Source organism: Paenibacillus sp. Marseille-P2973, from assembly GCF_018101095.1.
Taxonomy (GTDB): domain Bacteria; phylum Bacillota; class Bacilli; order Paenibacillales; family Paenibacillaceae; genus Fontibacillus; species Fontibacillus vini.
The window spans coordinates 242,532-264,499 of the sequence record NZ_JAGQEH010000002.1 but is presented as its reverse complement, the minus strand read 5'-3'; the positions used below and the strand labels follow the sequence as shown (position 1 = coordinate 264,499).

General features: G+C 47.1%; 21 protein-coding genes, 1 pseudogene and 1 riboswitch. Of the genes and pseudogenes, 19 read left to right on the top strand and 3 right to left on the bottom strand.

The window, feature by feature from the left end:
• Positions 1 to 3: 3 nt before the first annotated feature.
• The 5 genes from KB559_RS04715 (at position 4) to KB559_RS04695 (ending at position 4,304) form a co-directional block, all read left to right on the top strand.
• Positions 4 to 441: an Rrf2 family transcriptional regulator gene (locus KB559_RS04715; protein ID WP_211020559.1), complete on the top strand. Its 438-nt coding sequence runs from the start codon at positions 4 to 6 to the stop codon at positions 439 to 441.
• Positions 442 to 638: 197 nt separating this feature from the next.
• On the top strand, positions 639 to 1,520 hold the full coding sequence (locus KB559_RS04710) for a VOC family protein (protein WP_211020558.1): 882 nt from the start codon (positions 639 to 641) through the stop codon (positions 1,518 to 1,520).
• A 3-nt stretch (positions 1,521 to 1,523) separates the two neighbouring features.
• Positions 1,524 to 2,162, top strand: a complete 639-nt coding sequence (locus KB559_RS04705) for an NAD(P)-dependent oxidoreductase (protein WP_211020557.1) — start codon at positions 1,524 to 1,526, stop codon at positions 2,160 to 2,162.
• Between the two features lie 80 nt (positions 2,163 to 2,242).
• On the top strand, positions 2,243 to 2,797 hold the full coding sequence (locus KB559_RS04700; protein ID WP_211020556.1) for a GNAT family N-acetyltransferase: 555 nt from the start codon (positions 2,243 to 2,245) through the stop codon (positions 2,795 to 2,797).
• 48 nt (positions 2,798 to 2,845) lie between these two features.
• Positions 2,846 to 2,905: riboswitch (Fluoride riboswitch) on the top strand.
• Positions 2,906 to 2,975: 70 nt separating this feature from the next.
• Complete coding sequence (locus tag KB559_RS04695; protein WP_211020555.1) at positions 2,976 to 4,304, top strand: voltage-gated chloride channel family protein; 1,329 nt, start codon at positions 2,976 to 2,978, stop codon at positions 4,302 to 4,304.
• A gap of 73 nt (positions 4,305 to 4,377) precedes the next feature.
• Here the strand turns inward: KB559_RS04695 and KB559_RS25560 are convergent.
• Positions 4,378 to 4,488: pseudogene (locus tag KB559_RS25560) on the bottom strand (DUF3231 family protein); the annotation flags it as partial.
• A 140-nt stretch (positions 4,489 to 4,628) separates the two neighbouring features.
• Between KB559_RS25560 and KB559_RS04690 the strand changes: the two are divergent.
• The 4 genes from KB559_RS04690 (at position 4,629) to KB559_RS04675 (ending at position 9,121) form a co-directional block, all read left to right on the top strand.
• Positions 4,629 to 5,321, top strand: coding sequence for a response regulator transcription factor (locus KB559_RS04690; RefSeq protein ID WP_211020554.1), 693 nt, complete (start codon positions 4,629 to 4,631; stop codon positions 5,319 to 5,321).
• Positions 5,318 to 6,322: a sensor histidine kinase gene (locus tag KB559_RS04685; RefSeq protein WP_211020553.1), complete on the top strand. Its 1,005-nt coding sequence runs from the start codon at positions 5,318 to 5,320 to the stop codon at positions 6,320 to 6,322. The genes KB559_RS04690 and KB559_RS04685 overlap by 4 nt, the downstream gene beginning before the upstream one ends.
• Positions 6,323 to 6,431: 109 nt before the next feature.
• Positions 6,432 to 7,187, top strand: coding sequence for an ABC transporter ATP-binding protein (locus tag KB559_RS04680; RefSeq protein ID WP_211020552.1), 756 nt, complete (start codon positions 6,432 to 6,434; stop codon positions 7,185 to 7,187).
• A complete protein-coding gene (locus KB559_RS04675; RefSeq protein WP_211020551.1) occupies positions 7,184 to 9,121 on the top strand; it encodes an FtsX-like permease family protein in 1,938 nt (645 codons plus the stop codon). The genes KB559_RS04680 and KB559_RS04675 overlap by 4 nt, the downstream gene beginning before the upstream one ends.
• Positions 9,122 to 9,183: 62 nt before the next feature.
• Here KB559_RS04675 and sleB read toward each other — a convergent pair whose 3' ends face one another.
• On the bottom strand, positions 9,184 to 9,831 hold the full coding sequence (sleB, locus tag KB559_RS04670) for a spore cortex-lytic enzyme (RefSeq protein ID WP_211020550.1): 648 nt from the start codon (positions 9,829 to 9,831) through the stop codon (positions 9,184 to 9,186).
• 251 nt (positions 9,832 to 10,082) lie between these two features.
• On the opposite strand from sleB, the gene KB559_RS04665 reads away from it, so the two are divergent.
• The 4 genes from KB559_RS04665 (at position 10,083) to KB559_RS04650 (ending at position 15,489) form a co-directional block, all read left to right on the top strand.
• Positions 10,083 to 10,898, top strand: coding sequence for a ZIP family metal transporter (locus KB559_RS04665; RefSeq protein WP_211020549.1), 816 nt, complete (start codon positions 10,083 to 10,085; stop codon positions 10,896 to 10,898).
• Between the two features lie 142 nt (positions 10,899 to 11,040).
• Complete coding sequence (locus KB559_RS04660; protein WP_211020548.1) at positions 11,041 to 12,597, top strand: ABC-F family ATP-binding cassette domain-containing protein; 1,557 nt, start codon at positions 11,041 to 11,043, stop codon at positions 12,595 to 12,597.
• A gap of 165 nt (positions 12,598 to 12,762) precedes the next feature.
• On the top strand, positions 12,763 to 13,563 hold the full coding sequence (locus KB559_RS04655) for a VOC family protein (RefSeq protein WP_211020547.1): 801 nt from the start codon (positions 12,763 to 12,765) through the stop codon (positions 13,561 to 13,563).
• An 18-nt stretch (positions 13,564 to 13,581) separates the two neighbouring features.
• A complete protein-coding gene (locus KB559_RS04650) occupies positions 13,582 to 15,489 on the top strand; it encodes an effector binding domain-containing protein (RefSeq protein WP_211020546.1) in 1,908 nt (635 codons plus the stop codon).
• An 82-nt stretch (positions 15,490 to 15,571) separates the two neighbouring features.
• On the opposite strand, the gene KB559_RS04645 is transcribed toward KB559_RS04650, so the two are convergent.
• Complete coding sequence (locus tag KB559_RS04645; protein ID WP_211020545.1) at positions 15,572 to 15,991, bottom strand: MerR family transcriptional regulator; 420 nt, start codon at positions 15,989 to 15,991, stop codon at positions 15,572 to 15,574.
• 190 nt (positions 15,992 to 16,181) lie between these two features.
• On the opposite strand from KB559_RS04645, the gene KB559_RS04640 reads away from it, so the two are divergent.
• The 6 genes from KB559_RS04640 (at position 16,182) to KB559_RS04615 (ending at position 21,957) form a co-directional block, all read left to right on the top strand.
• Positions 16,182 to 17,222 (top strand): NAD(P)-dependent alcohol dehydrogenase, encoded by a 1,041-nt coding sequence (locus tag KB559_RS04640; RefSeq protein ID WP_211020544.1) that lies wholly within the window; start codon positions 16,182 to 16,184, stop codon positions 17,220 to 17,222.
• 20 nt (positions 17,223 to 17,242) lie between these two features.
• Positions 17,243 to 17,809 carry a sugar O-acetyltransferase gene (locus tag KB559_RS04635; protein ID WP_211020543.1) on the top strand — a complete coding sequence of 189 codons (567 nt, stop codon included), beginning with the start codon at positions 17,243 to 17,245 and terminating at the stop codon, positions 17,807 to 17,809.
• Between the two features lie 50 nt (positions 17,810 to 17,859).
• On the top strand, positions 17,860 to 18,840 hold the full coding sequence (locus KB559_RS04630; protein WP_211020542.1) for an aldo/keto reductase: 981 nt from the start codon (positions 17,860 to 17,862) through the stop codon (positions 18,838 to 18,840).
• Positions 18,841 to 18,873: 33 nt separating this feature from the next.
• Positions 18,874 to 19,731: an aldo/keto reductase gene (locus KB559_RS04625; RefSeq protein WP_211020541.1), complete on the top strand. Its 858-nt coding sequence runs from the start codon at positions 18,874 to 18,876 to the stop codon at positions 19,729 to 19,731.
• 280 nt (positions 19,732 to 20,011) lie between these two features.
• Entirely contained in the window at positions 20,012 to 21,022 is a 1,011-nt protein-coding gene (locus KB559_RS04620; RefSeq protein ID WP_211020540.1) for a Gfo/Idh/MocA family protein, read from the top strand.
• Positions 21,019 to 21,957, top strand: coding sequence for an AraC family transcriptional regulator (locus KB559_RS04615; protein WP_211020539.1), 939 nt, complete (start codon positions 21,019 to 21,021; stop codon positions 21,955 to 21,957). The genes KB559_RS04620 and KB559_RS04615 overlap by 4 nt, the downstream gene beginning before the upstream one ends.
• Positions 21,958 to 21,968: the final 11 nt, after the last annotated feature.

Genomic DNA, 21,968 nt, shown 5'->3' with positions numbered 1-21,968 from the left:
GCCATGACGATCAGTTCGCGTTTTTCCGTTGCCATTCATGTCTTGTCCCTGCTTGAACTGAACAAGGATGGCGTCAATACCTCAGAGTATATCGCTGACAGCGTAAATACAAACCCGGTGGTCATCCGCCGGATTATGGGCATGCTGAATAAGGCGGGGATGGTGAAGGTCCGCTCCGGTGTTGCCGGAACGAAGCTGCTCCGGCCGGTATCGGAGATTACTCTGCTGGATATATATCGCGCAGTTCAAGTTGTGGAAGAGGACGCGTTATTTTCTATTCATGATAAGCCAAATCCGAAATGTCCGGTCGGCCGTAATATTCAATCCTCGATCGAACCGATTTTCTCTTCGGCCCAGGCGGCATTGGAATTAACTTTAGAGCGGGTAACGCTTCAGGATATCGTAAATTCGATTCAGGAGACGGACACCAAATGTGAATAATCAAAATGATTGATTTAAAATGCCCCTTTTAGGGGCATTTTTTTATATAGGCGGAAGCTGCTCATGGTTGACAGGATTCTTAACTGTAACTATACTAGTTACATCGACGCGCTGTAACCACTTAAGTTACACGGACGCGATTCAAAATAAAATATGCTGTTTGATTATAATTTTATGAAACTAAGGAGGATGAGGTCGTGCCCACATCTATTCATCCGGAAACTGTAATTGGCGCCGTGCGCTTGAAAATTACGAATATGGAGATTTCGCTCCGCTTCTATGAGGAAGTCATCGGCTTCCGTCTATTGAAGAGGGACGGCGCTGTCGCCGAGCTTACCGCTGATGGACATACTCCGTTACTTATCCTGGAGGAAAACAATCAATTCCACCGGATGCCGGAACGCTCCGTGTCGGGATTATACCATTTTGCCATTCTGGTTCCCGATCGTATTAGTCTTGGAGCTGCACTGCGCAATATGGCCTACCACAAGATCCCGCTGGGTCAAGGCGATCATTTGGTCAGCGAAGCTCTCTACTTGAACGATCCCGACGGCAACGGTATCGAGGTGTATGCGGACCGTCCACGGGATACTTGGCAAAAAAATGAGCAAGGCGAAATTTTGATGACCACCGATCCGGTGGATATCGACGGGCTGCTGGCCGTTTCGGAAGGTGCGGAGTGGAACGGATTGCCGCCGGAAACCAAAATCGGACATGTGCATTTTCATGTCGGGGATTTACAAGCCGCCAAGCATTTTTATTGCGATGTACTCGGCTTCGACGTGATCGCCCGATACGGCAGTGCCGCGCTGTTCATATCCGCGGGAGGCTATCACCATCATATCGGCTTGAACCTGTGGGCCGGCGCCGGTGCTCCTCCTACCCCTGAAGATGCCGTCGGTCTTCGTTATTTTACGATAAATGTACCTGACCGGGACGCCTTGCTTGAGATTGAGCAGCGGCTCACCGCTGAAGGGACGGCATTTGAGCGTCAATCCGACGGGAATGACATCTCATTGAGTGATCCCTTCGGAATCGGGATGAAAATTACAGTAACTAAGAATGAGAAGGGAGAATAAATCATGGCAAATATCGCAGTCATTGGAGCAACAGGTAAGGCAGGAAGCAGAATAGTGGAGGAAGCATTAAAACGGGGTCATGAAGTGACCGCCATTGTGCGGAATGCCTCCAAACTGGATAACAAGCATGTTTCCGTCGTGGAAAAGGATATTTTCGATTTGAAGGCAGAGGACTTGCAGCAGTTTGATGTAGTAGTGAACGCGTTTGCCGCTCCTTTCGGCCAGGAGCAGCTGCATGTCGATGCCGGCAATGTCCTCATTGAAGCCTTGAAGGGGGCGAAGGCTACCCGATTGATCGTAGTTGGCGGTGCGGGAAGTTTGTATGTGGACGAGGCAAAGACGGTTCGGGTCATGGATACGCCGGATTTCCCCGCCCTATTTCTGCCGACGGCTTCAAATCAAGGCAAGAATCTGGACATACTGCTTGGAACCGAAGGCGTAAACTGGACGTTCCTGAGCCCTTCGGCAAACTTCGCGCTTGGTAAACGTACGGGATCTTATCAAACCGGAAAAGACCAACTGCTGGTCAATAGCAAAGGGGAAAGTTATGTCAGTTACGAGGACTTTGCTGTAGCCGTTGTAGACGAAATCGAGCATCCCCGTCATCTCAATCAGCGCTTTACCGTCGTGTCAGAATCGTAAGTTACTAGAAAACCCTTTCACTGCTTCGGCCTTTCGCCTATAATATAGAGTACTATTTCAGTACGAAAGGACCGAACGCCATGCAGCTGTTCCCTCAATTGGAGACGGAAAGATTCATATTACGTAAGCTGACCTCCGCGGATGCCGGCGATTTGTTTCATTATTTCTCTAATGATGAAGTAACCAAGTACTATGATTTGGACAGTTTTGTGGAGTTACGTCAGGCGGAGGACCTGATCCAATCCTGGAACAGCCGATACTTGGAAAACAAGGGATTCCGTTGGGCCATCACGGTCAAGCCCGACAACAAGGTAATCGGGACTTGCGGATATCACAATTGGGCCAAGGAGCATTATAAAGCAGAGATCGGTTACGAGTTGAATCCTTCTTATTGGCGCCAAGGCGTCATGACCGAGGTGCTTCAAGAAATTTTGCGCTTCGGGTTCGAAGATCTCGGTCTTAACCGGATTGAAGCCTTCATCGACCCGGACAATATCCGGTCCCGATATCTGCTTGAGAAAACGGGCTTTCATGAAGAGGGCTATTTAAAGCAGTGCTTCTATGAAAAGGATCAATTCGTGGATGCCGTAATATTTGCCCTGCTAAAGAGTCAATACTTAATTAACCGGGAATAGTACGAAATGAAGTTGGCTGATATTTCCCGTTATATTAAAATGCTTATATCCTTTATAGGCGATGGAGTTCGCCATAACCGCTGTGAAGCTGATGACTCCTACCAGAGAATTTGCAACACTTCCCTGGTAGGAGTCTGTTTTTTTGTTCCATTACGATCGGAGAGGAAGAGAGAAAGAGATGAACGAATTTAGACAAGCCTGGGCCAAATGGTCCGAAAAGTGGACTCTGCTGGCACTGGCCGGTACGCTGCTCAAGTGGATTATTCTAGGGAGCGGGGTAGGGATTCTTACCGGTACGGCTTCCGCGTTATTCTTAAAAAGCCTGGATGCCGTAACTAATCTTCGTTTAGAACATTCATGGCTCTTATTTCTCTTGCCTGCAGGCGGAGCATTGGTCAGTTATCTGTATTGGAAGTTCGGTAAAAACAGTTCCAAGGGGAACAATCTCATTCTGGAGCAGATTAACGACGGACAGGAGACGATACCGCTTCGGATGGCGCCGCTGGTCCTGTTTGGTACGTTGGTCACCCATTTGCTCGGCGGCTCCGCCGGCCGGGAGGGAACGGCAGTACAAATGGGCGGAAGTTTGGCCGAATGGTTCGGGAAGCTGCTGCGCGTCGGACCTGTCGACCGAAAAATCCTGTTGATCTGCGGAATCAGCGGCGGATTCGGATCGATATTCGGGACGCCATTGGCCGGCACGGTGTTTGGTCTTGAAGTGCTGGCTATCGGCCTGATCAGCCACGAGGCGCTCATCCCCGCATTCGTAGCGAGTTTTGTCGGCAATCTGGTTACCTCTTCGTTCTGGGGCGTCTCGCATCTTCACTATTCCATCGGAGAGGTTCCCTCCTTGGATTGGCTCGTAGTGCTCAAGGTTGTGTTTGCATCGATCTTGTTTGGGCTAACGAGTATTTTGTTTAGTGAATTAACTCATTTTTTGAAGAAATGGTACACCCGGCTATTTAAGAATCCCATGCTAAAAAGTGCTGTCGGGGGATTTATCATCATTGGACTTGTATATATGATCGGGAGTCGTGACTACCTTGGGTTGGGAATTCCGTTAATCCAAAGCTCCTTTACGGAAAACGTGTCCCCATTCGCATTTTTATTTAAGCTGATCTTTACGTCTCTGACGCTGGGCGCCGGATTCCAAGGAGGCGAGGTTACGCCTTTATTTGCGATCGGAGCTACGCTCGGGAACGCGCTCTCCGGGTTCCTTCATTTATATGCTCCCTTTCTGGCGGGACTGGGTTTTATCGCGGTATTTAGCGGTGCGACCAACACGCCTATTGCCTGCTTTTTGATGGGGATTGAACTTTTTGGCTCTGAAGCAGCTATTTACTTATTTATAGCCAGTATCGTAAGCTACCTATTTTCCGGGCACACGGGCATATATACATCGCAGCGGATCGGTATTTCCAAAAGCCACTTTATTTCGTTGCCAGGAGGAACTACATTGTCTAGCGTGAAAGGGATACGGAAAAAAATAAAGGACGGAGACCGTTAAGGCGGGGAATAATCGAGGCTAAATTTCGGATTGCGAAATGAAGGATAAATAAACGCCCTCGCTTCAACGACGGGGCCTGGTAACAGGAAACCATACCTTTGGCCATCATGGAGGCTTCCCATACGCCAAAGATCTCTCCATAATGCATAGGTTCATTTTTTGGGTTTCCACTTAAAATTCCCATATCATCTCTCCTAAGTTTCGATTCATACGGTATTGTTACCTGAGCGTTTGAATCTCATGCTTTGGCATCGATGGCATATCACTTAAATTTGCTATAAACTTGATTTGTACATAATGAATACATAAAGTGTGGTGACCGCCTTGTTTAAAATCATGCTCATTGAAGACGATATCACCTTGTTTCATGAGGTAAAAGAACGGCTCTCGCAGTGGTCCTACGACGTGCATGGAGTCCAGGACTTCAGTAAAGTTACCGAGGAATTTACGGAATTGCGGCCGGATCTGGTCATTATCGATATTCAACTGCCCAAATTTGACGGCTTTCACTGGTGCCGAATGATCCGTTCGCATTCCAATGTACCGATTATTTTCCTGTCGTCCCGGGATCATCCGACAGATATGGTGATGTCCATGCAGCTGGGTGCGGATGATTTTATCCAGAAGCCGTTTCACTTTGAAGTGCTGATCGCGAAAATTCAGGCGACTCTCCGCCGGGTTTATAACTACAACACGGAGCGCGTTGAGCTGCGAACCTGGCGCGGAGCAACTGTGGAATATGTGAAGAATACGATTACGAGTAGCGCGGGGTCTGTGGAACTGACCAAAAATGAGATGTTCATCCTCAAACTGCTCATCGAGCGGAAGAACCAGATCGTAAGCCGGGAAGACCTGATCAAGAGTTTATGGGACAACGAGCATTTCGTCAGCGATAACACCCTGACCGTGAACGTCAACCGTCTCCGCAAAAAGCTGGAGAACCTTGGATTGGATCCCTATATCGAAACGAAGGTTGGCCAGGGGTATATGGCAACGGAGGAGGCGGCTCCTCTGTGATTGGGAAGTATTTGAGGGAACGACTGAGCTGGATCCTGCTGTTTCTGTGCCTGCAGCTGCTCATTCTGTTTGTCGCCGCTATCGATGCCACCATACCTTTTATGCCGATTCTATACATTGTCTTTCTGTCATTCCTAATCTTCATAGCTTTCCTGGTGATCAGGTATCCGCGGGAAACCCGGTTTTACGCCAGCCTGGAATCCTGGGACGACACGTATGATCTAGCCTCCGTCGCAGATCCGGAGAGTCCGTTCGAGACAATAACTACGGAAGTGCTCACCCGGCAGACGGAACGGTACAAGAAGGAAGCCTCGCTCTATATGATCGAATTGGAACAAGAGAAGGATGACCTTCTGTCCTGGATTCATGAAGTTAAAACCCCGCTGACCACGCTGAGGTTAATGATCGAGCGGCTGGATGACGAGACTCTGAAATCGCAGATGATGTACGAGTGGCTGCGGATTCATTTGCTGCTGGACCAGCAACTGCACCAGAAACGGATATCTTTTATCAAGAATGATTTGTTTATTGAGCAGACTGCTCTCGAACCGATCATTTATACCGAGATCATATCTCTGAAATCATGGTGTCTGCAAAAAAACATCGGCTTCGACGTCTCCCTACCCGCTGCGGAGGTGCTCACGGATGTGAAATGGTTGGGTTTTATTATCCGGCAGCTGCTGACGAATGCTGTTAAATACAGTGATGCTTCGGATATTGTAATCGAAAGCGGGGCTAAGGACGGACAGGTGTATCTTCGGATTCAAGATTACGGACGTGGGATTGACCCGAAGGATTTACCCCGTATTTTTGATAAAGGCTTTACTTCGACAACCTTACATAAGGACAGCGCAGCTACCGGAATGGGGCTGTATCTGGCACAAAAGGCCGCCGATTCCTTGCTGATTCGCATCGACGTTGTATCCAAGCCGGGTGAAGGCACGGTCTTCACGTTGTATTTTCCGAAAAAGAATGAATTTCTGAGCCTGACAGGCATGTGACAACAATGTCACATGCTTTTGTGCTTTGTTCGGGGAATCGAGGGAAAAGGTTCCGCCTTAGGCATTATGATAAATGCATGAGGTAAAGATAAGTTTAGGAGTGATTAAAGTGGCGATTTTGGAAGCTAGCAAAATTCATAAAAGCTATGGCAACAAGTTCAATAAACAGGAAGTACTTAAGGGAATCGATCTTCAGGTGGAAAAAGGGGAGTTCGTCAGCATCATGGGCGCTTCGGGCTCCGGGAAAACGACGCTTCTGAACGTGTTGTCTTCCATCGACAAGGTCAGTAACGGCAGCATCAAAATTGAAGGCAAGGAATTTACGGGGCTAAAGGAAAGAGAATTGGCCGAATTCCGGAAGCACCATTTGGGCTTTATTTTCCAAGAATACAATCTGCTCGATACGCTGACGGTTAAAGAAAACGTACTGCTGCCGCTATCGATCAAGAAAGTGTCCAAAAAAGAAGCCGATCAAAAGTTTCAAATGGTGGCCACCGAGCTCGGCATCTTTGACCTTAAAGATAAATATCCGAACGAAATATCCGGCGGACAGAAACAGCGGACCTCGGCGGCCCGTGCGTTTATTCATGATCCGAGCATTATTTTTGCGGATGAGCCGACAGGGGCACTGGACTCCAAATCCGCTTCAGACCTGCTCAACAAGTTAAGCGATCTGAATCAGAAAATTTCATCGACCATCGTTATGGTTACGCACGATCCGGGTGCTGCGAGTTATTGCAGCAGAGTCGTCTTTATTAAAGACGGTCAAATCTATACCCAGTTAAATAAGGGCGAAGAATCCAGACAATCGTTCTTTAACGACATTATCAAGACTCAAGGCGTATTGGGCGGTGTTCAGGGATGAATATCAACTACCTGATTTACCGTAATTTGAAGAAGAATATCAAAAACTATTATCTGTATGTATTTGCGCTTATTTTTAGCGTGGCTCTGTATTTCGCCTTCGTGACTCTGCAATATGATCCGGCACTGGATGAAATGAAAGATACCGTGAAGGGGGCCGCGGGCATTGGTACCGCATCCGTCCTGCTCGTAGCGATCGTAGCTATTTTTCTTCTATATGCCAACACGATTTTTATTAAGCGACGCAGTAAAGAAATCGGTCTGTTTCAATTAATTGGATTAACAAAAGGGAAAATATTCAGAATTCTGAGCAGTGAAAACCTGATCTTATACTTCGGCTCGATGCTGATCGGGATCTTCATCGGATTCTCCTGTTCGCGACTGCTGTTGATGGTTCTGTTCAAGGTGATCGATGTGGAAGCCCAAGCTTCCCTGAATTTTTCAACTCAAGCTTTGATTCAAACCGTGATTGTGTTTGCGGCCATTTACTTGCTTATTATGATTATGAACTTCACGTTCATTAAGAGACAGAGTATTCTGTCCTTATTCCGCGTCGTATCAACTACCGAGAATAACGTCCGGAGAAAGCCCCTGATCGAAATCATTTTGGGTATACTCGGAATCGGACTTATTCTGTACGGGTATTACGTATCAACGAAGCTGTTCAGTGGGGATTTCTTGGAAATGACCGAGCTGTTTATGGCGATGATCCTGATTCTGGGTTCCGTCATTATCGGGACATACTTGTTCTACAAAGGCTCTGTCAGCTTTATTTTCAACGTGATCCGAAAGAGCAAGGGCGGTTATTTATCACTGGGCGAGGTGCTGTCACTCTCATCGATCATGTTTCGCATGAAATCAAACGCCTTGCTGCTAACGATTATCACAACCGTTTCGGCGCTGGCAATCGGATTGTTGTCCTTAAGCTATATTTCTTACTATTCGGCGGAAAAGTCAGCCGAGCAAAGTGTGCCGAACCACTTTTCCGTCCTGTATGAAGACGATGCCGCGAAATTTACCGAGGCGATTCAGAAGAACAATATCGGGTTCAAGGAAACCCGGCGGGAAGTCACGATGGTGGATATGGACGCCTCTAAAATTATCAGTTCCGATATAGGCAAAAAAGACAACAACATCATGACCCTGGCCATCGTCAGCGATGCTACCGTTGAGGGAGTGGACGTCAGTCCGGGAGAGGCACTGTTTGCCGGCACCAATGATGCCCTGACTCAATTTATGGGTCTACGCGATAAAGGCGAAATCGAGCTCCAGGGACAGACCGACTCGGTGAAGCTAAATCTGATCGGTACGGATAAAGAAGGTGTAGTGTCCTGGTATTATTCGGGCAGCTTGTCGGCGGCCATCGTGGACCAGACGGTCTATGAGCGGCTCGCCAAAGATTTCAATCCGGAGTTGCAGAGAGAAAGCCGGATGTATCTTGGGATCGATATCGTTGATTCCTCGAAGCTTCAACAGGCAAACGAGCTTTACACGGAGATGGGATTCGCGGACAAACCCGGCTATTTGTCGCAGCCGCAGCTCGTTATGAATCAGAAGAGCAATATGGGCTTGATCATGTTTATCGTTGCCTTTCTGGGCTTGACCTTCCTGATCACCTCGGGCTGTATCCTGTATTTCAAACAAATGGATGAAGGGGAAGAGGAACGGCCGAATTATACGATCTTGCGGAAGCTCGGGTTTACACAAGGGAATTTACTACGCGGAATTCAGTTCAAGCAATTGTTCAATTTCGGTATTCCGTTGATCGTCGGGCTAAGTCACAGTTATTTTGCAGTAAAATCGGGATGGTTCTTCTTCGGTACGGAATTATGGATGCCCATGATTTTGGTAATGCTGCTGTATACGGCTTTGTATTCGATCTTCGCACTATTGTCGGTCCTGTTCTATAAACGGGTCATTAAAGAATCGTTATAAAACCAAAGATAAAGATATAGATAAAGACAGGATCGCCAGTTCAGCGGTCCTGTCTTTGTATTTTAGCCGGCAAATATATGATTACCTATCTTGATCTTCTGTGGACGAGACCAAATCCATTCGCTCGTTGCGGTTTCCGGATTAAAATAATATAGCGATCCATACGTCGGGTCCCATCCTCGTACAGCATCCTGTGCTGCCAGATAGGCCGTTCTGTCGGGTGTCAAATAGTATTGTCCGTCATCCACGGCCGTGAACGCACGAGGCTGAAAAACAACATCCTTAATCGTGTCCGGGAATTGATCGGATTGGAGCCGATTCAAGACGACGGCACCGACAGCTACCTGTCCTTTGTAAGACTCTCCACGCGCCTCGCTATAGATCACTTTTGCCAGAATATCCATTTCACTCTGATTCAGTGAGTATTTTTTTAAGGCCTGCCAGGTTTGGGGACCGCTTACCCCGTCAACTTGCAGTCCATAAGTCTTCTGAAAATTTTGTACGGAGCTTTTGGTGGAGGTTCTGTAATAACCGGTAAGCTCCAGGTTGAATAAACCAAGCGCTTTAAGCCTGTATTGCAGATCCCATACATCGCCGCCGTTACTGCCCACATTTAATTTACCCGGAGCTGCCGCTTGCGTGGAGCCGCCGAACAATCCTATTGTAAATGTTGCAATAATAAGTATGATGAACGTACGGAAAATTTTCATTTGCGAATCACTTCCTTTCCTGACTGATTTTATGTTGAAAAAGGAGAGAGAGCAACCCACAACATTTGGCACTGTGGCAATTTGTGGAGTTTAAAATTACTAGGCACAGCTCAATACTAAAGCGAATATGGTAAAGTGGGCGCATAAAAAAGTAAATTAAGTAATTGACGGTTCTGCAGAATAAGCTAAGATGTTTACTGGGGGAAACAATTTTTTCTTACGTCATCTTTTCGGCAAAAGGAGTTGTTCAATTGCTAGATTTTTTTCAGAATCTTAATCCGATCTTACAAGCTTTACTGGCAACTTTGTTTACATGGGGAATGACAGCGCTGGGTGCCGCTCTCGTGTTTGCCACAAAAACCTTAAACCAGCGACTGTTGGATAGCATGTTGGGTTTCGCCGGCGGGGTCATGATTGCCGCCAGTTACTGGTCCTTATTGGCTCCCGCCATTGAGATGTCGGGGAACAATGCCATCGGTACCTGGTTTCCGGCAGCATTTGGATTTTTGTTAGGCGGCGTGTTTATCTGGGGAATCGATAAAATATTACCTCACCTTCATCCGAATACGTCGATCGGCAAAGCGGAAGGTTTACTTCCGAATAAAAGAAAGCGAAGCACCTTGCTGGTGCTTGCCATCACGCTTCATAATATTCCGGAGGGCTTGGCTGTAGGGATTGCCTTTGGCGCCCTTGCTAACGGCGGGACCGAAGGGGCGCTCATCGGAGCCGTGACTTTGGCGCTCGGAATTGGTATCCAGAACTTTCCTGAGGGAGTTGCCGTGTCCATGCCGCTGAGAGGCGAAGGAATGTCGCGCAGAAAGAGCTTTTTCTACGGACAATTCTCAGGCATGGTTGAACCGATCGCCGCGGTCATTGGGGCATTTGCCGTTGCTTTTGTCGAACCTTTATTGCCTTACGCGTTAAGCTTTGCAGCTGGGGCCATGATCTTCGTCGTAGTTGAAGAAGTAATTCCAAGCTCACAGGAAAAGGGCAATAAAGATCTGGCATCCATGAGCTTGATGTTCGGTTTTATTTTAATGATGATTCTCGATGTGGCTTTGGGATAGAGGTAAAAGCTCCGGTCATAGGGACGGGAGCTTCTATTTTTGTTGAACCTTTATACATTTCCTGTCGCTGAGGACTTGTTGTATGCCGCGGATTACATATATAATATGACGAGTATATCTAAACAGAAAAGGTGTTAAATTCATGAGTATATTAAATGTAGAAAAACTTAGCCACGGTTTTGGGGACCGTGCGATTTTTAACGATGTATCTTTCCGTCTCCTTAAGGGGGAGCATATCGGTCTGATCGGTGCCAACGGTGAAGGGAAATCCACCTTCATGAACATCATTACCGGCAAGCTTCAGCCGGATGAAGGAAAAGTTGAATGGGCCAGACGTACCCGTGTCGGTTACTTGGATCAGCATGCGGTGCTTAGCAAAGGAATGACGATTCGGGATGTCCTGCGCGGCGCCTTCCAATACTTGTTCGATATGGAACAGGAAATGAACGACATGTACGGCAAAATGGGCGATGTAACACCGGAAGAACTGGAGCAGCTGCTGGAGGATGTGGGAACGATCCAGGATACGCTGACGAACCAAGACTTCTATTTGATCGATTCCAAGGTGGATGAAACTGCACGCGGTTTGGGTTTGACTGATATAGGGCTCGATAAAGACGTCAACGATTTGAGCGGCGGGCAGCGGACGAAGGTACTGCTTGCGAAGCTGCTGCTTGAGAAGCCGGATATTCTGCTCCTCGATGAGCCCACCAACTATTTGGACGAGCAGCATATCGAATGGTTAAAACGGTATTTGCAGGAATACGAGAATGCCTTCATTCTGATCTCGCATGATATTCCGTTCCTTAATAGCGTAATTAACCTGATCTATCACATGGAAAATCAGGAACTGAACCGTTATGTAGGCGACTACGACTATTTCCAGCAGGTTTACGAAGCGAAGAAACAGCAATTGGAATCCGCTTATAAACGTCAACAGCAGGAAATCGCGGATCTGAAGGACTTCGTGGCCCGGAATAAGGCGAGTGTGGCTACCCGTAACATGGCGATGTCCAGACAGAAGAAGCTCGATAAGATGGATGTCATTGAACTGGCCAAGGAAAAGCCGAAGCCGCAGTTCAATTTCAAGGACGGCAGAACATCCGGGAAGATGATCTTTGAAACGACGGATTTGGTCATCGGTTACGATTCGGCGTTGTCCCGCCCGCTGAGCCTCCGTATGGAACGCGGTCAGAAGATCGCGCTCGTCGGCGCAAACGGAATCGGTAAGACAACGCTCTTGCGCAGCATTTTGGGTCAAATCCAGCCTTTGGAAGGCTCTGTTCGTCTGGGTGAGAACCTGGAGATTGGGTATTTCGAGCAGGAAATGAAAGAAGCGAATTACAATACTTGCATCGAAGAAATTTGGACCGAGTTTCCATCCTTTACGCAATTTGAAGTACGGGCGGCGCTTGCCAAATGCGGTTTGACTACGAAGCATATCGAGAGTAAAGTTGCGGTATTAAGCGGGGGCGAGAAGGCAAAGGTACGTCTTTGCAAGCTCATCAACCGTGAATCCAATCTGCTCGTACTCGACGAGCCTACTAACCACTTGGATGTAGACGCCAAGGACGAACTGAAGCGTGCGCTCAAAGCATACAAGGGAAGCATTCTGCTCATCTCCCACGAACCGGAATTCTATCGTGATGTCGTGACGGAGACTTGGAACTGTGAGTCCTGGACAACAAAAGTGTTCTAATTGTAGATATAGATACAACGCGGCCGTTTAAGGGGTCGCGTTGTTTTTTTATAGTAGAACTCCTACCCGTTGAAGGAATTTCATGGAAAGTGTCAAATTCAATATATTAAAATCATTTCATTTATGAATTGGAACACATCATTTATTCGAATGGAGGAAATTCCTTTGTCTAATCATGAAAGCGTATTCCCGACGACCTCGTCGATTCCGCTTGAAAACCGGGTTGCCAGCGTATTTGTTCATGTCACGGATTTGCGTAAATCAGCGGAGTGGTACAGCAGTTTACTTGGACTGCCAATCAAGGAAGAGCGTTTGAACGGAGGCCCTGTATATTGGTTCGATTTTCAAGGCACGCACTTAATTCTTGATTCTAATGCAGCCAACCACCAAAACCCGGACTGGAATGAGGGAATGAAGCCACGGATGATGTTCCCGGCTCGGGATATTGATCAAGCGTACCGTTATATCCAGGACAGTGGGGAGACCTGTTTCGAACCGGAAAGAAATGGAACGATGGCGTACTTCAATTTCCGGGATCCTGAAGGCAATTGTCATATGGCCTGCTGGACTGCGGTTCAAGAAGACAGTCCGGAGTTTGCAGCACAAAGTCCAATCATTCCGAGGATCGGCGGAGTTTTTGTCGATGTAAAAAATATGCCGGAAGCAGCGAAGTGGTATACCGACCTGCTCGGGGTGCCGTTGGATGAAGCGGCTGCATCACAGAATATTTACTCGGTGCCGGTTACTTCCGGAGCCGCTCTTTTACTGGACCAACACCGCCATTTAAACCAGGACTCGTTCACGGAGCTATTCTTTTTTGAAACGGAAGATTTCGAAGGCGCGCTTGAGTTTGTGCGAAATCATGGGTTTCAACTCGCAGGGGAGCCTAACTACTTCCCCGATCTGCGTGAATTTTCCCTGATCGATCCCGATGGAAATCGAATTGTGGTTGCTCAAATGAATTAAAGAGGAGAATCGGACAAGATGCCTAAGCAAATCAGCAGTTCATTAAGCGTGTTATCCGTAGCGGATTTAGAGCGCTCAAGAGCCTATTACCGTGACGTGCTTGGCTTCGACGTAACCGACTGGTGGGCGGAGCGCGACGGATTGACCGGGCTGGCGCTCAAGCTTCATCAAGCACCGGATCCTTCTCGGGTATTTCCAAACGCTCCAGAGCCCGGTTCGTCCATTGGCATCGATGTCTCCGCATATGTTGATAATTGGACCGGATTGGACAGCCTGTATCAAGAATTCAAATCCAAAGGGGCCATTATCGCCATGGAGCCTGTCGTCTATGCGGACGGAGGACCATGGAAAGAATTCGTAATCGAAGATCCGGACGGGTATCATTTGGCTTTCGGCGGGATCGACGGATCTCGTGAGCATGCCGATGATTTCCCGGAAGCGCTCGAAGATGGAGAAATGAACGTTGAAATCATAGAGAGGCCGGAAATGAAAGCGGCCGTGCTGCGTATTCCGAGGGACGGCCATCAAGTTCGCGAAGCCTGGAAGAAGGTAGCTTCATTGCTGGAGCATCACCCCGCAGTAACCGACCGGGAGCATGGATACGTCTTTATTCCGGAATGGCAATGGTCCTCGGAAGTAACCACGTTATGGGTTGGCATGGCCGTAGAGCATTTTGACGGGTTGCCGGATGAGCTTGAGCAGATCACCATTCCCGCCAAACGCTTTGCCCGTCTGAGGGTTGATGGAGACCGGACCCGCATGGAACAAGCTTACGGGTATCTGTTCAAATGGTTTGAGCAAGGGCCTTACGAGAGGGACATGCAGGAAGGTTCCTTCGGGTATGAGATGAACCGGCTTCAGCCGATAAATCCCTTCGAAATTCCGGCGGACGAGATCAACTACTTTGATTACGATATTTACGCGCCGATTAAGGAAGATTCAAAGTTTCTTGCTTCGGATCGCTATCCCGGAGTCATCAATGTGGAGATTCGACAGGGGAGAACCCGCAAAATTATCGGAGTAAAAATGTTCGTTGATCGTAAACAGACGATTCCGGAGCAGGCGATTCCGAAAATGTGGGGGGAATTCATGCCGCGGATCGGGGAGATTACGGATGTTAGACAGCCGCTAAGCACGGTTGGATTGTACCTATATGAACCTCCTTTTGGACCGCATCAAGATTTCAGTTATGTTGCAGCAGTTGAAGTGGAGGGTGAGTCTCAAACTCCTGTACCGGAAGGCTTGACGGAACTATCTATTCCTGATCATGACTTTGTGGTGATCACTTATCGCGGAACTAGCGATGGACTTGGTCAGGTATGGGATTATTTCCATGGTTATTGGTTCCCGCAGCAGACGGAATATGATGCTGTTCATGATTTTGAATTTGAGTGTTATGATCAAAGCTACCTTGGAGCGGATAATGGAAACTCGGTGTTCGAGATGCATTTCCCGGTTCGCAAGCGGTTGGCGGATAAACGCCTGACAGATAAAACAGTCGTCGATGAAAAGGGCGGACATGTACTGCAGGATCTGCGGGGAGAGAATGTCAGAATGGTAAGCTTCCAGGATGCCGTTCTCCACGGGATCGATATGAGAAATGCCCGGTTAAAGCATGTGAATTTTGTGGGCTCGAATTGGGAGCATATTTACTTCTCAAACGTACACATCAACGAAACTCAGTTGGGCGGTACGATCTTCGAACATATCCGCCGGCCTGATGCTGTAAAAAGCCATCTTGACGGGGAGCCGGGTACCGAAGGTTGGGTAAATGTAGAGCCGGTCATTTTCCGCAACAGTGATCTAAGTACAGCGAAGTTTGAAAACTGCAATTTGAGTGATGTTGATATCCAAAACTGTCAACTTGATGGAATGCGGATTAATGGAATACCAGTTACAGCTCTTCTGGAGCATTATTTAAAATAGATGTTGCAGAACGAGTACAAATAAAACAAAAAACAAAACCACCTGTAATTCATATCGAACAATATGAACTACAGGTGGTTTTCTATTCGTGAGTAAGGGTGTTTCCAATGTTAATGTCTTTATGGATATTCTCCGTGCCGGCTTCCAGGGCCGTCTTGTAGTAAAAGCATTTATGATCGATTATTTCCATTGTTTTTCTTAGATCAGCTATCTGTGCTTCTACGACTGCTTTCCTTTCCAGGAACATTTCATATCTTTGTTGTAAGCTGGCGTCTCCCTCCGAACACCAATCAATAAAGTTTTTTATTTCCTTGATCGGCATCCCTGTGGATTTTAGACATTCAATAATTTTCAAAGCTTCGATATCGGATTGTTTAAACAACCGTATTCCACTGGAGGTCCGTTCTACAAAGGGGATTAGTCCTTCTTTATCATAGTAACGTAAGGTAAATGTCGTTAGATCCAATTCTTTTGCAACTTCGCTGATCGAATATGTTTTCATCGTGGTATCTCCTGGTTTTAGACTTAGAGCAAACTCTATACTATGAAAATTTATCACTGTATGATGTACAGCGTCAAATCTAAATTTAAATCAAGCACTTGACTTAGAGTTAACTATAAGGATTAACATAGTTCTGCAAGAGGGTTCTAGTACATTTTTGATACAACATTTATTCTAGGAGGTTTCTATTATGATAATTGCTAAAGCACGTGCTGTTGACGGTCCGGATCAGTCGTTCCGAGCTGCTGAGATTAAACGGCGGGATCTGGATTCGCAGGATGTTCTGATCGAAATTAAATATGCCGGTATTTGCCATTCTGATATCCACACCGCCCATGGCGAATGGGGGCCAGTGAATTACCCTCTCGTTCCTGGACATGAGATTGCGGGAATTGTTACGGCAGTCGGACCTCATGTTACAAAATACAAGATCGGTGATCGAGTAGGGGTTGGATGTATGGTGGACTCCTGCGGCGAGTGTGCGAATTGCCTAAAAGGGGAAGAACAGTACTGCCTCAAAGGAAATATACCAACTTACGCGGGTGTTGATAAATATGGCGAACCTACACAAGGCGGATACTCTACCCATATTGTCGTAACAGAGGATTTTGTAGTCAGAATTCCGGATTCTATAGGTCTCGACGCGGCGGCTCCGTTACTTTGCGCAGGGATTACGACTTATTCTCCGCTTCATCACTGGGGAGCCGGTCCGGGCAAAAAAGTGGCTGTTGTCGGCATGGGCGGACTTGGCCATATGGCAGTCCAAATTGCATATGCGATGGGGGCCGAGGTCACCGTTCTGTCTCAGACCCTGAACAAAAAGGAAGACGGTCTAAAACTAGGAGCAGACCACTACTATGCCACTAGCGAACAGGAAACTTTCGAGAAATTGGCCGGAAGCTTTGATCTAATAATAAATACGGTAAGTGCAAAGATTAATATGGATGCTTACTTAGGGCTGCTAGCGCTTGACGGTACGCTGGTAAACGTAGGGGCTCCTGCAGAAGCATTGTCACTGTACGCGATCAATCTGATCGGACATCGTCGTTCATTTGCTGGTTCCATGATCGGCGGCATTCGCGAGACCCAAGAAATGCTTGATTTTTGTGCAGAATACGATATTGTCCCTATGATTGAAGTGATATCCGCCGACCGGATCGACGAAGCATATAAACGCGTTTTAGCCTCCAATGTTAAATATAGATTCGTGATTGATATCAGCACGATGTGATTTTGAAAGGATGATCTTTCTTGGAGATGATAGATTTTATTAATTACTGTAGAGAAGGAAATCCTATTTCGGGCGAAGAAAAAGAATTGCATCGACTATTGGTTCAGTGTAGTTTTGAAGCTCAAAAGATCACGATGGCTCTGAACACATCTTTCCATTCACAAGAAGAAATAGTAACGATTTTTGGTGAGTTGACAGGTCGTCAAGTCGATCCGTCTTTTATGTGTTTCCCGCCGTTCTATACCGATTTCGGCAAAAATATCACAATTGGAAAAAACGTGTTTCTGAATACCGGGTGTTCCTTCCAGGATCGCGGCGGAATTGTCATAGGAGACGGTTCGTTGATCGGTATGAATGTCACGATTGCTACGTTAAATCACGGTTTAGATTTAGAAACTAGGAGTACAACTTTCCCGTCTCCAGTTACCATTGGCAAAAATGTCTGGATTGGGTCGAACGCTACAATTCTCCCTGGAGTAACGATCGGAGACAATTCCGTCGTTGCGGCAGGGGCTGTCGTAAATAAAAATGTTCCTGATAATAGTGTTGTTGCCGGCGTTCCGGCAAAAGTCATAAAGAATTTATAATGTTCGTTAATCCTAAGCTTCATATTTTCGTGGAAATGGAGGTTTGATGAATGGAGTATATCAAATTTGGAAACACGGGGATGGACGTCTCCAGAATTTGCCTTGGCTGCATGAGCTTTGGAGAGGTGTTGCCGGGAGGTCATCAATGGGTACTTGATGAGGCTCGAAGCCGCACGATTATTAAAAGGGCTCTTGAGCTCGGCATCAACTTTTTTGATACAGCGAATGTCTACGCAGGCGGAACCAGTGAAGAGATTACCGGAAGAGCTTTAAAGGAATATGCGAACAGGGATGAAATTGTTCTGGCTACGAAAGTCTGGGGGCGCATGCATGATGGCCCTAATGGTGCCGGTCTATCCAGAAAATCCATTATGAGCGAAATCGATAAGAGCTTAAAAAGACTGGGGACCGATTATGTGGACCTTTACATCATCCACAGATGGGATTATAGCACACCTATTGAAGAAACAATGGAAGCCTTGCACGATGTTGTGAAGGCCGGAAAAGCCAGATATATCGGTGCATCCGCCATGTATGCTTGGCAATTTCAAAAGGCATTGCATGTAGCTGAGAAAAATGGCTGGACACGATTTGTTTCCATGCAAAATCATCTTAATCTCATCTACCGTGAAGAGGAAAGAGAAATGATGCCGCTTTGCAAAGATCAGAAAATTGCAGTGACTCCTTATAGTCCTCTTGCCTCAGGAAGGCTGATCCGTGATTGGTCTGAAGCCACGCTTAGATCAGAAACCGACCAAATACAGAAATCCAAATATGAGGCGACTGCAGATGTGGATAGAGTAATCGTTGAACGAGTGGCATCCATAGCAAAAGAACGTAATGTTCCGCGTATTCATATCGCACTCGCATGGCTGTTACAGAAGGAAGCGGTTGCAGCTCCGATTATCGGGGCTACTAAAGTCGAACAGCTTGAAGATGCTATTGGAGCTCTAACGGTGAAATTAAGCCCTGACGAAATCGCATTTCTGGAAGAGCCTTATGTCCCACATCCTGTAGTGGGGGCACAGTAAAAGATCTATCAGAAACATAAGGAGGTTAAGCTAATGGAATATGTAACTTTGAACAACGGAATTAAAATGCCCATTTTAGGATATGGCGTTTACCAGATTCCTGATCAGGCGGAATGCGAAAGATGTGTACTTGACGCCATCAGCGTAGGGTACCGTTCCATTGATACCGCGCAGGCTTACGGAAATGAAGAAGCAGTAGGTCGAGCGATTAAGAAAAGTGGAGTATCCCGAGAAGAGTTCTTTATCACCACTAAAGTTTGGATATCCAATGCAGGATATGAAAAAGCAAAAGCTTCAATTGAGGAATCACTAAACAAACTTCAACTCGACTACTTAGATTTACTCCTGATTCATCAACCATTCAATGACTATTATGGAACGTACCGTGCGATGGAAGAATTCTATAAAGCGGGTAAAATTAAAGCGATCGGTGTCAGTAACTTCTACCCGGACCGGTATATCGACCTTGTTCAGTTTAGTGAAGTTGTTCCGGCTGTCAACCAGGTGGAAACCCATGTCTTCAATCAGCAGGTAAAAGCACATGAAATTATGAAGAAATACAATACGCAAATCGAATCCTGGGGCCCATTTGCTGAAGGTAAGAATGATTTGTTTATCAACCCTACCTTGCAAGAAGTGGGCGCCACATATAACAAATCGACGGCTCAAGTAGCCCTACGCTTCTTAATCCAAAGAGGTGTTGTAGTAATTCCAAAAACGGTCAACAAAAATCGTATGGAGGAAAACTTCAACGTTTTTGATTTTGAACTCACAGAGGAGGATTTGAACAAGATAGCAGCACTCGACACCGGAGAAAGTTCATTCTTCTCTCACTACGATCCGCAAACTGTTGAGTTTTTAACCGAGTACGGCAAGAAAGGTTTAGTTTAAGAATCATTAGTGCGAATGCTTTTAGTATAGTAGTACATCTTTTTGTTTGTATGTGCCTCCTATCCGTTAGCCGGAAAGGAGGCTTTTTTGTGGGTAAAATTGACTTTAAAATGAGTGATGCCCGATGAATTGTGGTGGTAAAAGTTATGACTCATGTGTTCTTTGAATGTCGTAATTTTATATAGATAGTTGTCGCATAAATTCACTATATTAATCGCAATGAATGTGTTACTTTAATCAACAGATGTCAGAATTTTATACAGATGAAGGAGGCAATGAAATGAGTACAAGAATCGGCAAAATCAGCTTCTGGCATGTTCATGCTTGGGAATATACCGAACAGGCGCTGGAGCACCCGGATACCGAAATGGCGGCTGTGTGGGATGAAGATCGTGTGCGGGGAGAAGCGGCGGCGGGGAAGCTGGGCGTTCCTTTTTACGAATCGCTCGACGACATGCTGTCTCAGGCCAATCTGGACGCTGTGATCGTGGATGCGCCAACAAACCGGCATAAAGAAGTGATATTAAAAGCTGCGCAAGCGGGTAAGCATATTTTCACGGAAAAGGTAATCGCGCCGACGGCGGATGAGGTTCAAGAAATCATGACTGCCGTGGAGGAGAACGGGGTTACTCTTACTGTGTCGCTCCCAAGGCTGAATGCGGGATCTACGCTTGCGATTGAGGATATTTTGGAAAAAGGGCTGCTCGGCCAAGTGACATACGCAAGAGTGCGTTTGGCCCATAACGGGGCGCTGGCGGGATGGCTGCCTGAGCATTTTTACAATAAAGAGCAGTGCGGCGGCGGAGCGATGATCGATCTTGGCTGCCATCCGATGTATTTAACAAGCTTGTTCCTCGGCGAGAAGGTTACCGGTGTCAGTGCCAACTTTGGCTATGTGACCGGCAAGGAAGTGGAGGATAACGCTATCGTGACGTTGTTTACCGGTTCAGGAGCAATTGGCGTCGTAGAAGCCGGCTTCGTGAACAGTCATTCACCTTTTACGATCGAGATTCACGGCACGGAAGGCACGCTGCTGTTCGGAACTCCGGAGGAGAAGCTTCTACTGAAGTCCAACAAGGATGAGAGTGGAGGAATAGGCTGGGTGGAATGGCCGCTGCGAAGCCATCGGGAAAGCGCTTTCGATCAATGGGTGGGCCATATCCAGAACGGCACGACAGCCCGTACGAATTTGCAAATCGCGGTGGAATTGACCCGTCTGATGGAAGCCGCTAATATTTCGGCCCGCGAAGGACGCGTGATTTCCTTGGAAGGAAGCGCTCAACATCCATGACCGGTCCTAGGGTGAAGCCGCCGTTTCCGTATGAAGTGATGTTTGAGAAGCAGGATTTGTTGGAGCGGCTAGATATCCAGATCGTCTGGGGCCACTACAAGATTAAAGTGCTGCGGTTTCATTTAACTTCGTTTGAGCCGGGACGAATCATCGATTTTCACAATCATTCCGAATTTGAGTTCCATTTCATCCCGAGGGGGAAGGGGCTTGTCATTCTTGAAGATCAGACGTATGCACTGTCGGAGGGGATGTTCTATCTGACCGGCCCTGGCGTTATGCACTATCAGGCTGCATCTTCGGAAGAAGCCATGGACGAGTTGTGCCTGCATGTCGACATCATCCCTTGGGAGCGGACGGAATGCGATCCGTGGGAAGCGGCGGAAGCGGAGGAATGCATCGGGAAGCTGTGCAGTCTGCCGCTTCGGCCGAAGAAAGACCAGCATGGTGCGATGGCGTGCTTCTTGGAAGCTTATCAGGTGTGCGATGGCAAGTACTCAGGATATTACACTTCGATAAAGCAACTGGTGCTCAGTATTCTGATGAAGGCGGTAAGGGCTTACGATGCCGGCGTTATCACCGCCGAAGCGCCCATCCGGAACATGATGACATACCGTTACCAATATGCGGTTCAGTACATGGAAGCCAATTCTTCGGCAAACTTGACCTTGGAAAATGTGGCGGAAAAGCTGAATATCAGCGCCAGACAGCTGCAGCGAACGTTCCAGCAGATGGATGCGAACAAGCCCTTCAGCAAATTGTTGGAGGAGATCCGGTTGAATGCGGTCTGCAGCCGGCTGGAAGAGAGTGATCTGTCCATCGAGCAAATCGCCCAGTCGGAAGGCTTCGCGAACGCCACTTATCTGCACGCTGTGTTTCGCCGACGAATCGGCATGACCCCGACAGAGTATAGAAAGACCAAATCGCTGGAGCGATGAATCATAATTTA

Coding starts and splice junctions, on each gene's coding strand:
- KB559_RS04645 (WP_211020545.1), bottom strand. CDS start 15,991: ATGAAAACATATTCGATCAGCGAAGTTGCAAAAGAATTGGATCTAACG.
- sleB (WP_211020550.1), bottom strand. CDS start 9,831: ATGAAAATTTTCCGTACGTTCATCATACTTATTATTGCAACATTTACA.
- KB559_RS04700 (WP_211020556.1), top strand. CDS start 2,243: ATGCAGCTGTTCCCTCAATTGGAGACGGAAAGATTCATATTACGTAAG.
- KB559_RS04650 (WP_211020546.1), top strand. CDS start 13,582: ATGCCTAAGCAAATCAGCAGTTCATTAAGCGTGTTATCCGTAGCGGAT.
- KB559_RS04615 (WP_211020539.1), top strand. CDS start 21,019: ATGACCGGTCCTAGGGTGAAGCCGCCGTTTCCGTATGAAGTGATGTTT.
- KB559_RS04715 (WP_211020559.1), top strand. CDS start 4: ATGACGATCAGTTCGCGTTTTTCCGTTGCCATTCATGTCTTGTCCCTG.
- KB559_RS04695 (WP_211020555.1), top strand. CDS start 2,976: ATGAACGAATTTAGACAAGCCTGGGCCAAATGGTCCGAAAAGTGGACT.
- KB559_RS04675 (WP_211020551.1), top strand. CDS start 7,184: ATGAATATCAACTACCTGATTTACCGTAATTTGAAGAAGAATATCAAA.
- KB559_RS04625 (WP_211020541.1), top strand. CDS start 18,874: ATGGAATATGTAACTTTGAACAACGGAATTAAAATGCCCATTTTAGGA.
- KB559_RS04630 (WP_211020542.1), top strand. CDS start 17,860: ATGGAGTATATCAAATTTGGAAACACGGGGATGGACGTCTCCAGAATT.
- KB559_RS04640 (WP_211020544.1), top strand. CDS start 16,182: ATGATAATTGCTAAAGCACGTGCTGTTGACGGTCCGGATCAGTCGTTC.
- KB559_RS04620 (WP_211020540.1), top strand. CDS start 20,012: ATGAGTACAAGAATCGGCAAAATCAGCTTCTGGCATGTTCATGCTTGG.
- KB559_RS04660 (WP_211020548.1), top strand. CDS start 11,041: ATGAGTATATTAAATGTAGAAAAACTTAGCCACGGTTTTGGGGACCGT.
- KB559_RS04705 (WP_211020557.1), top strand. CDS start 1,524: ATGGCAAATATCGCAGTCATTGGAGCAACAGGTAAGGCAGGAAGCAGA.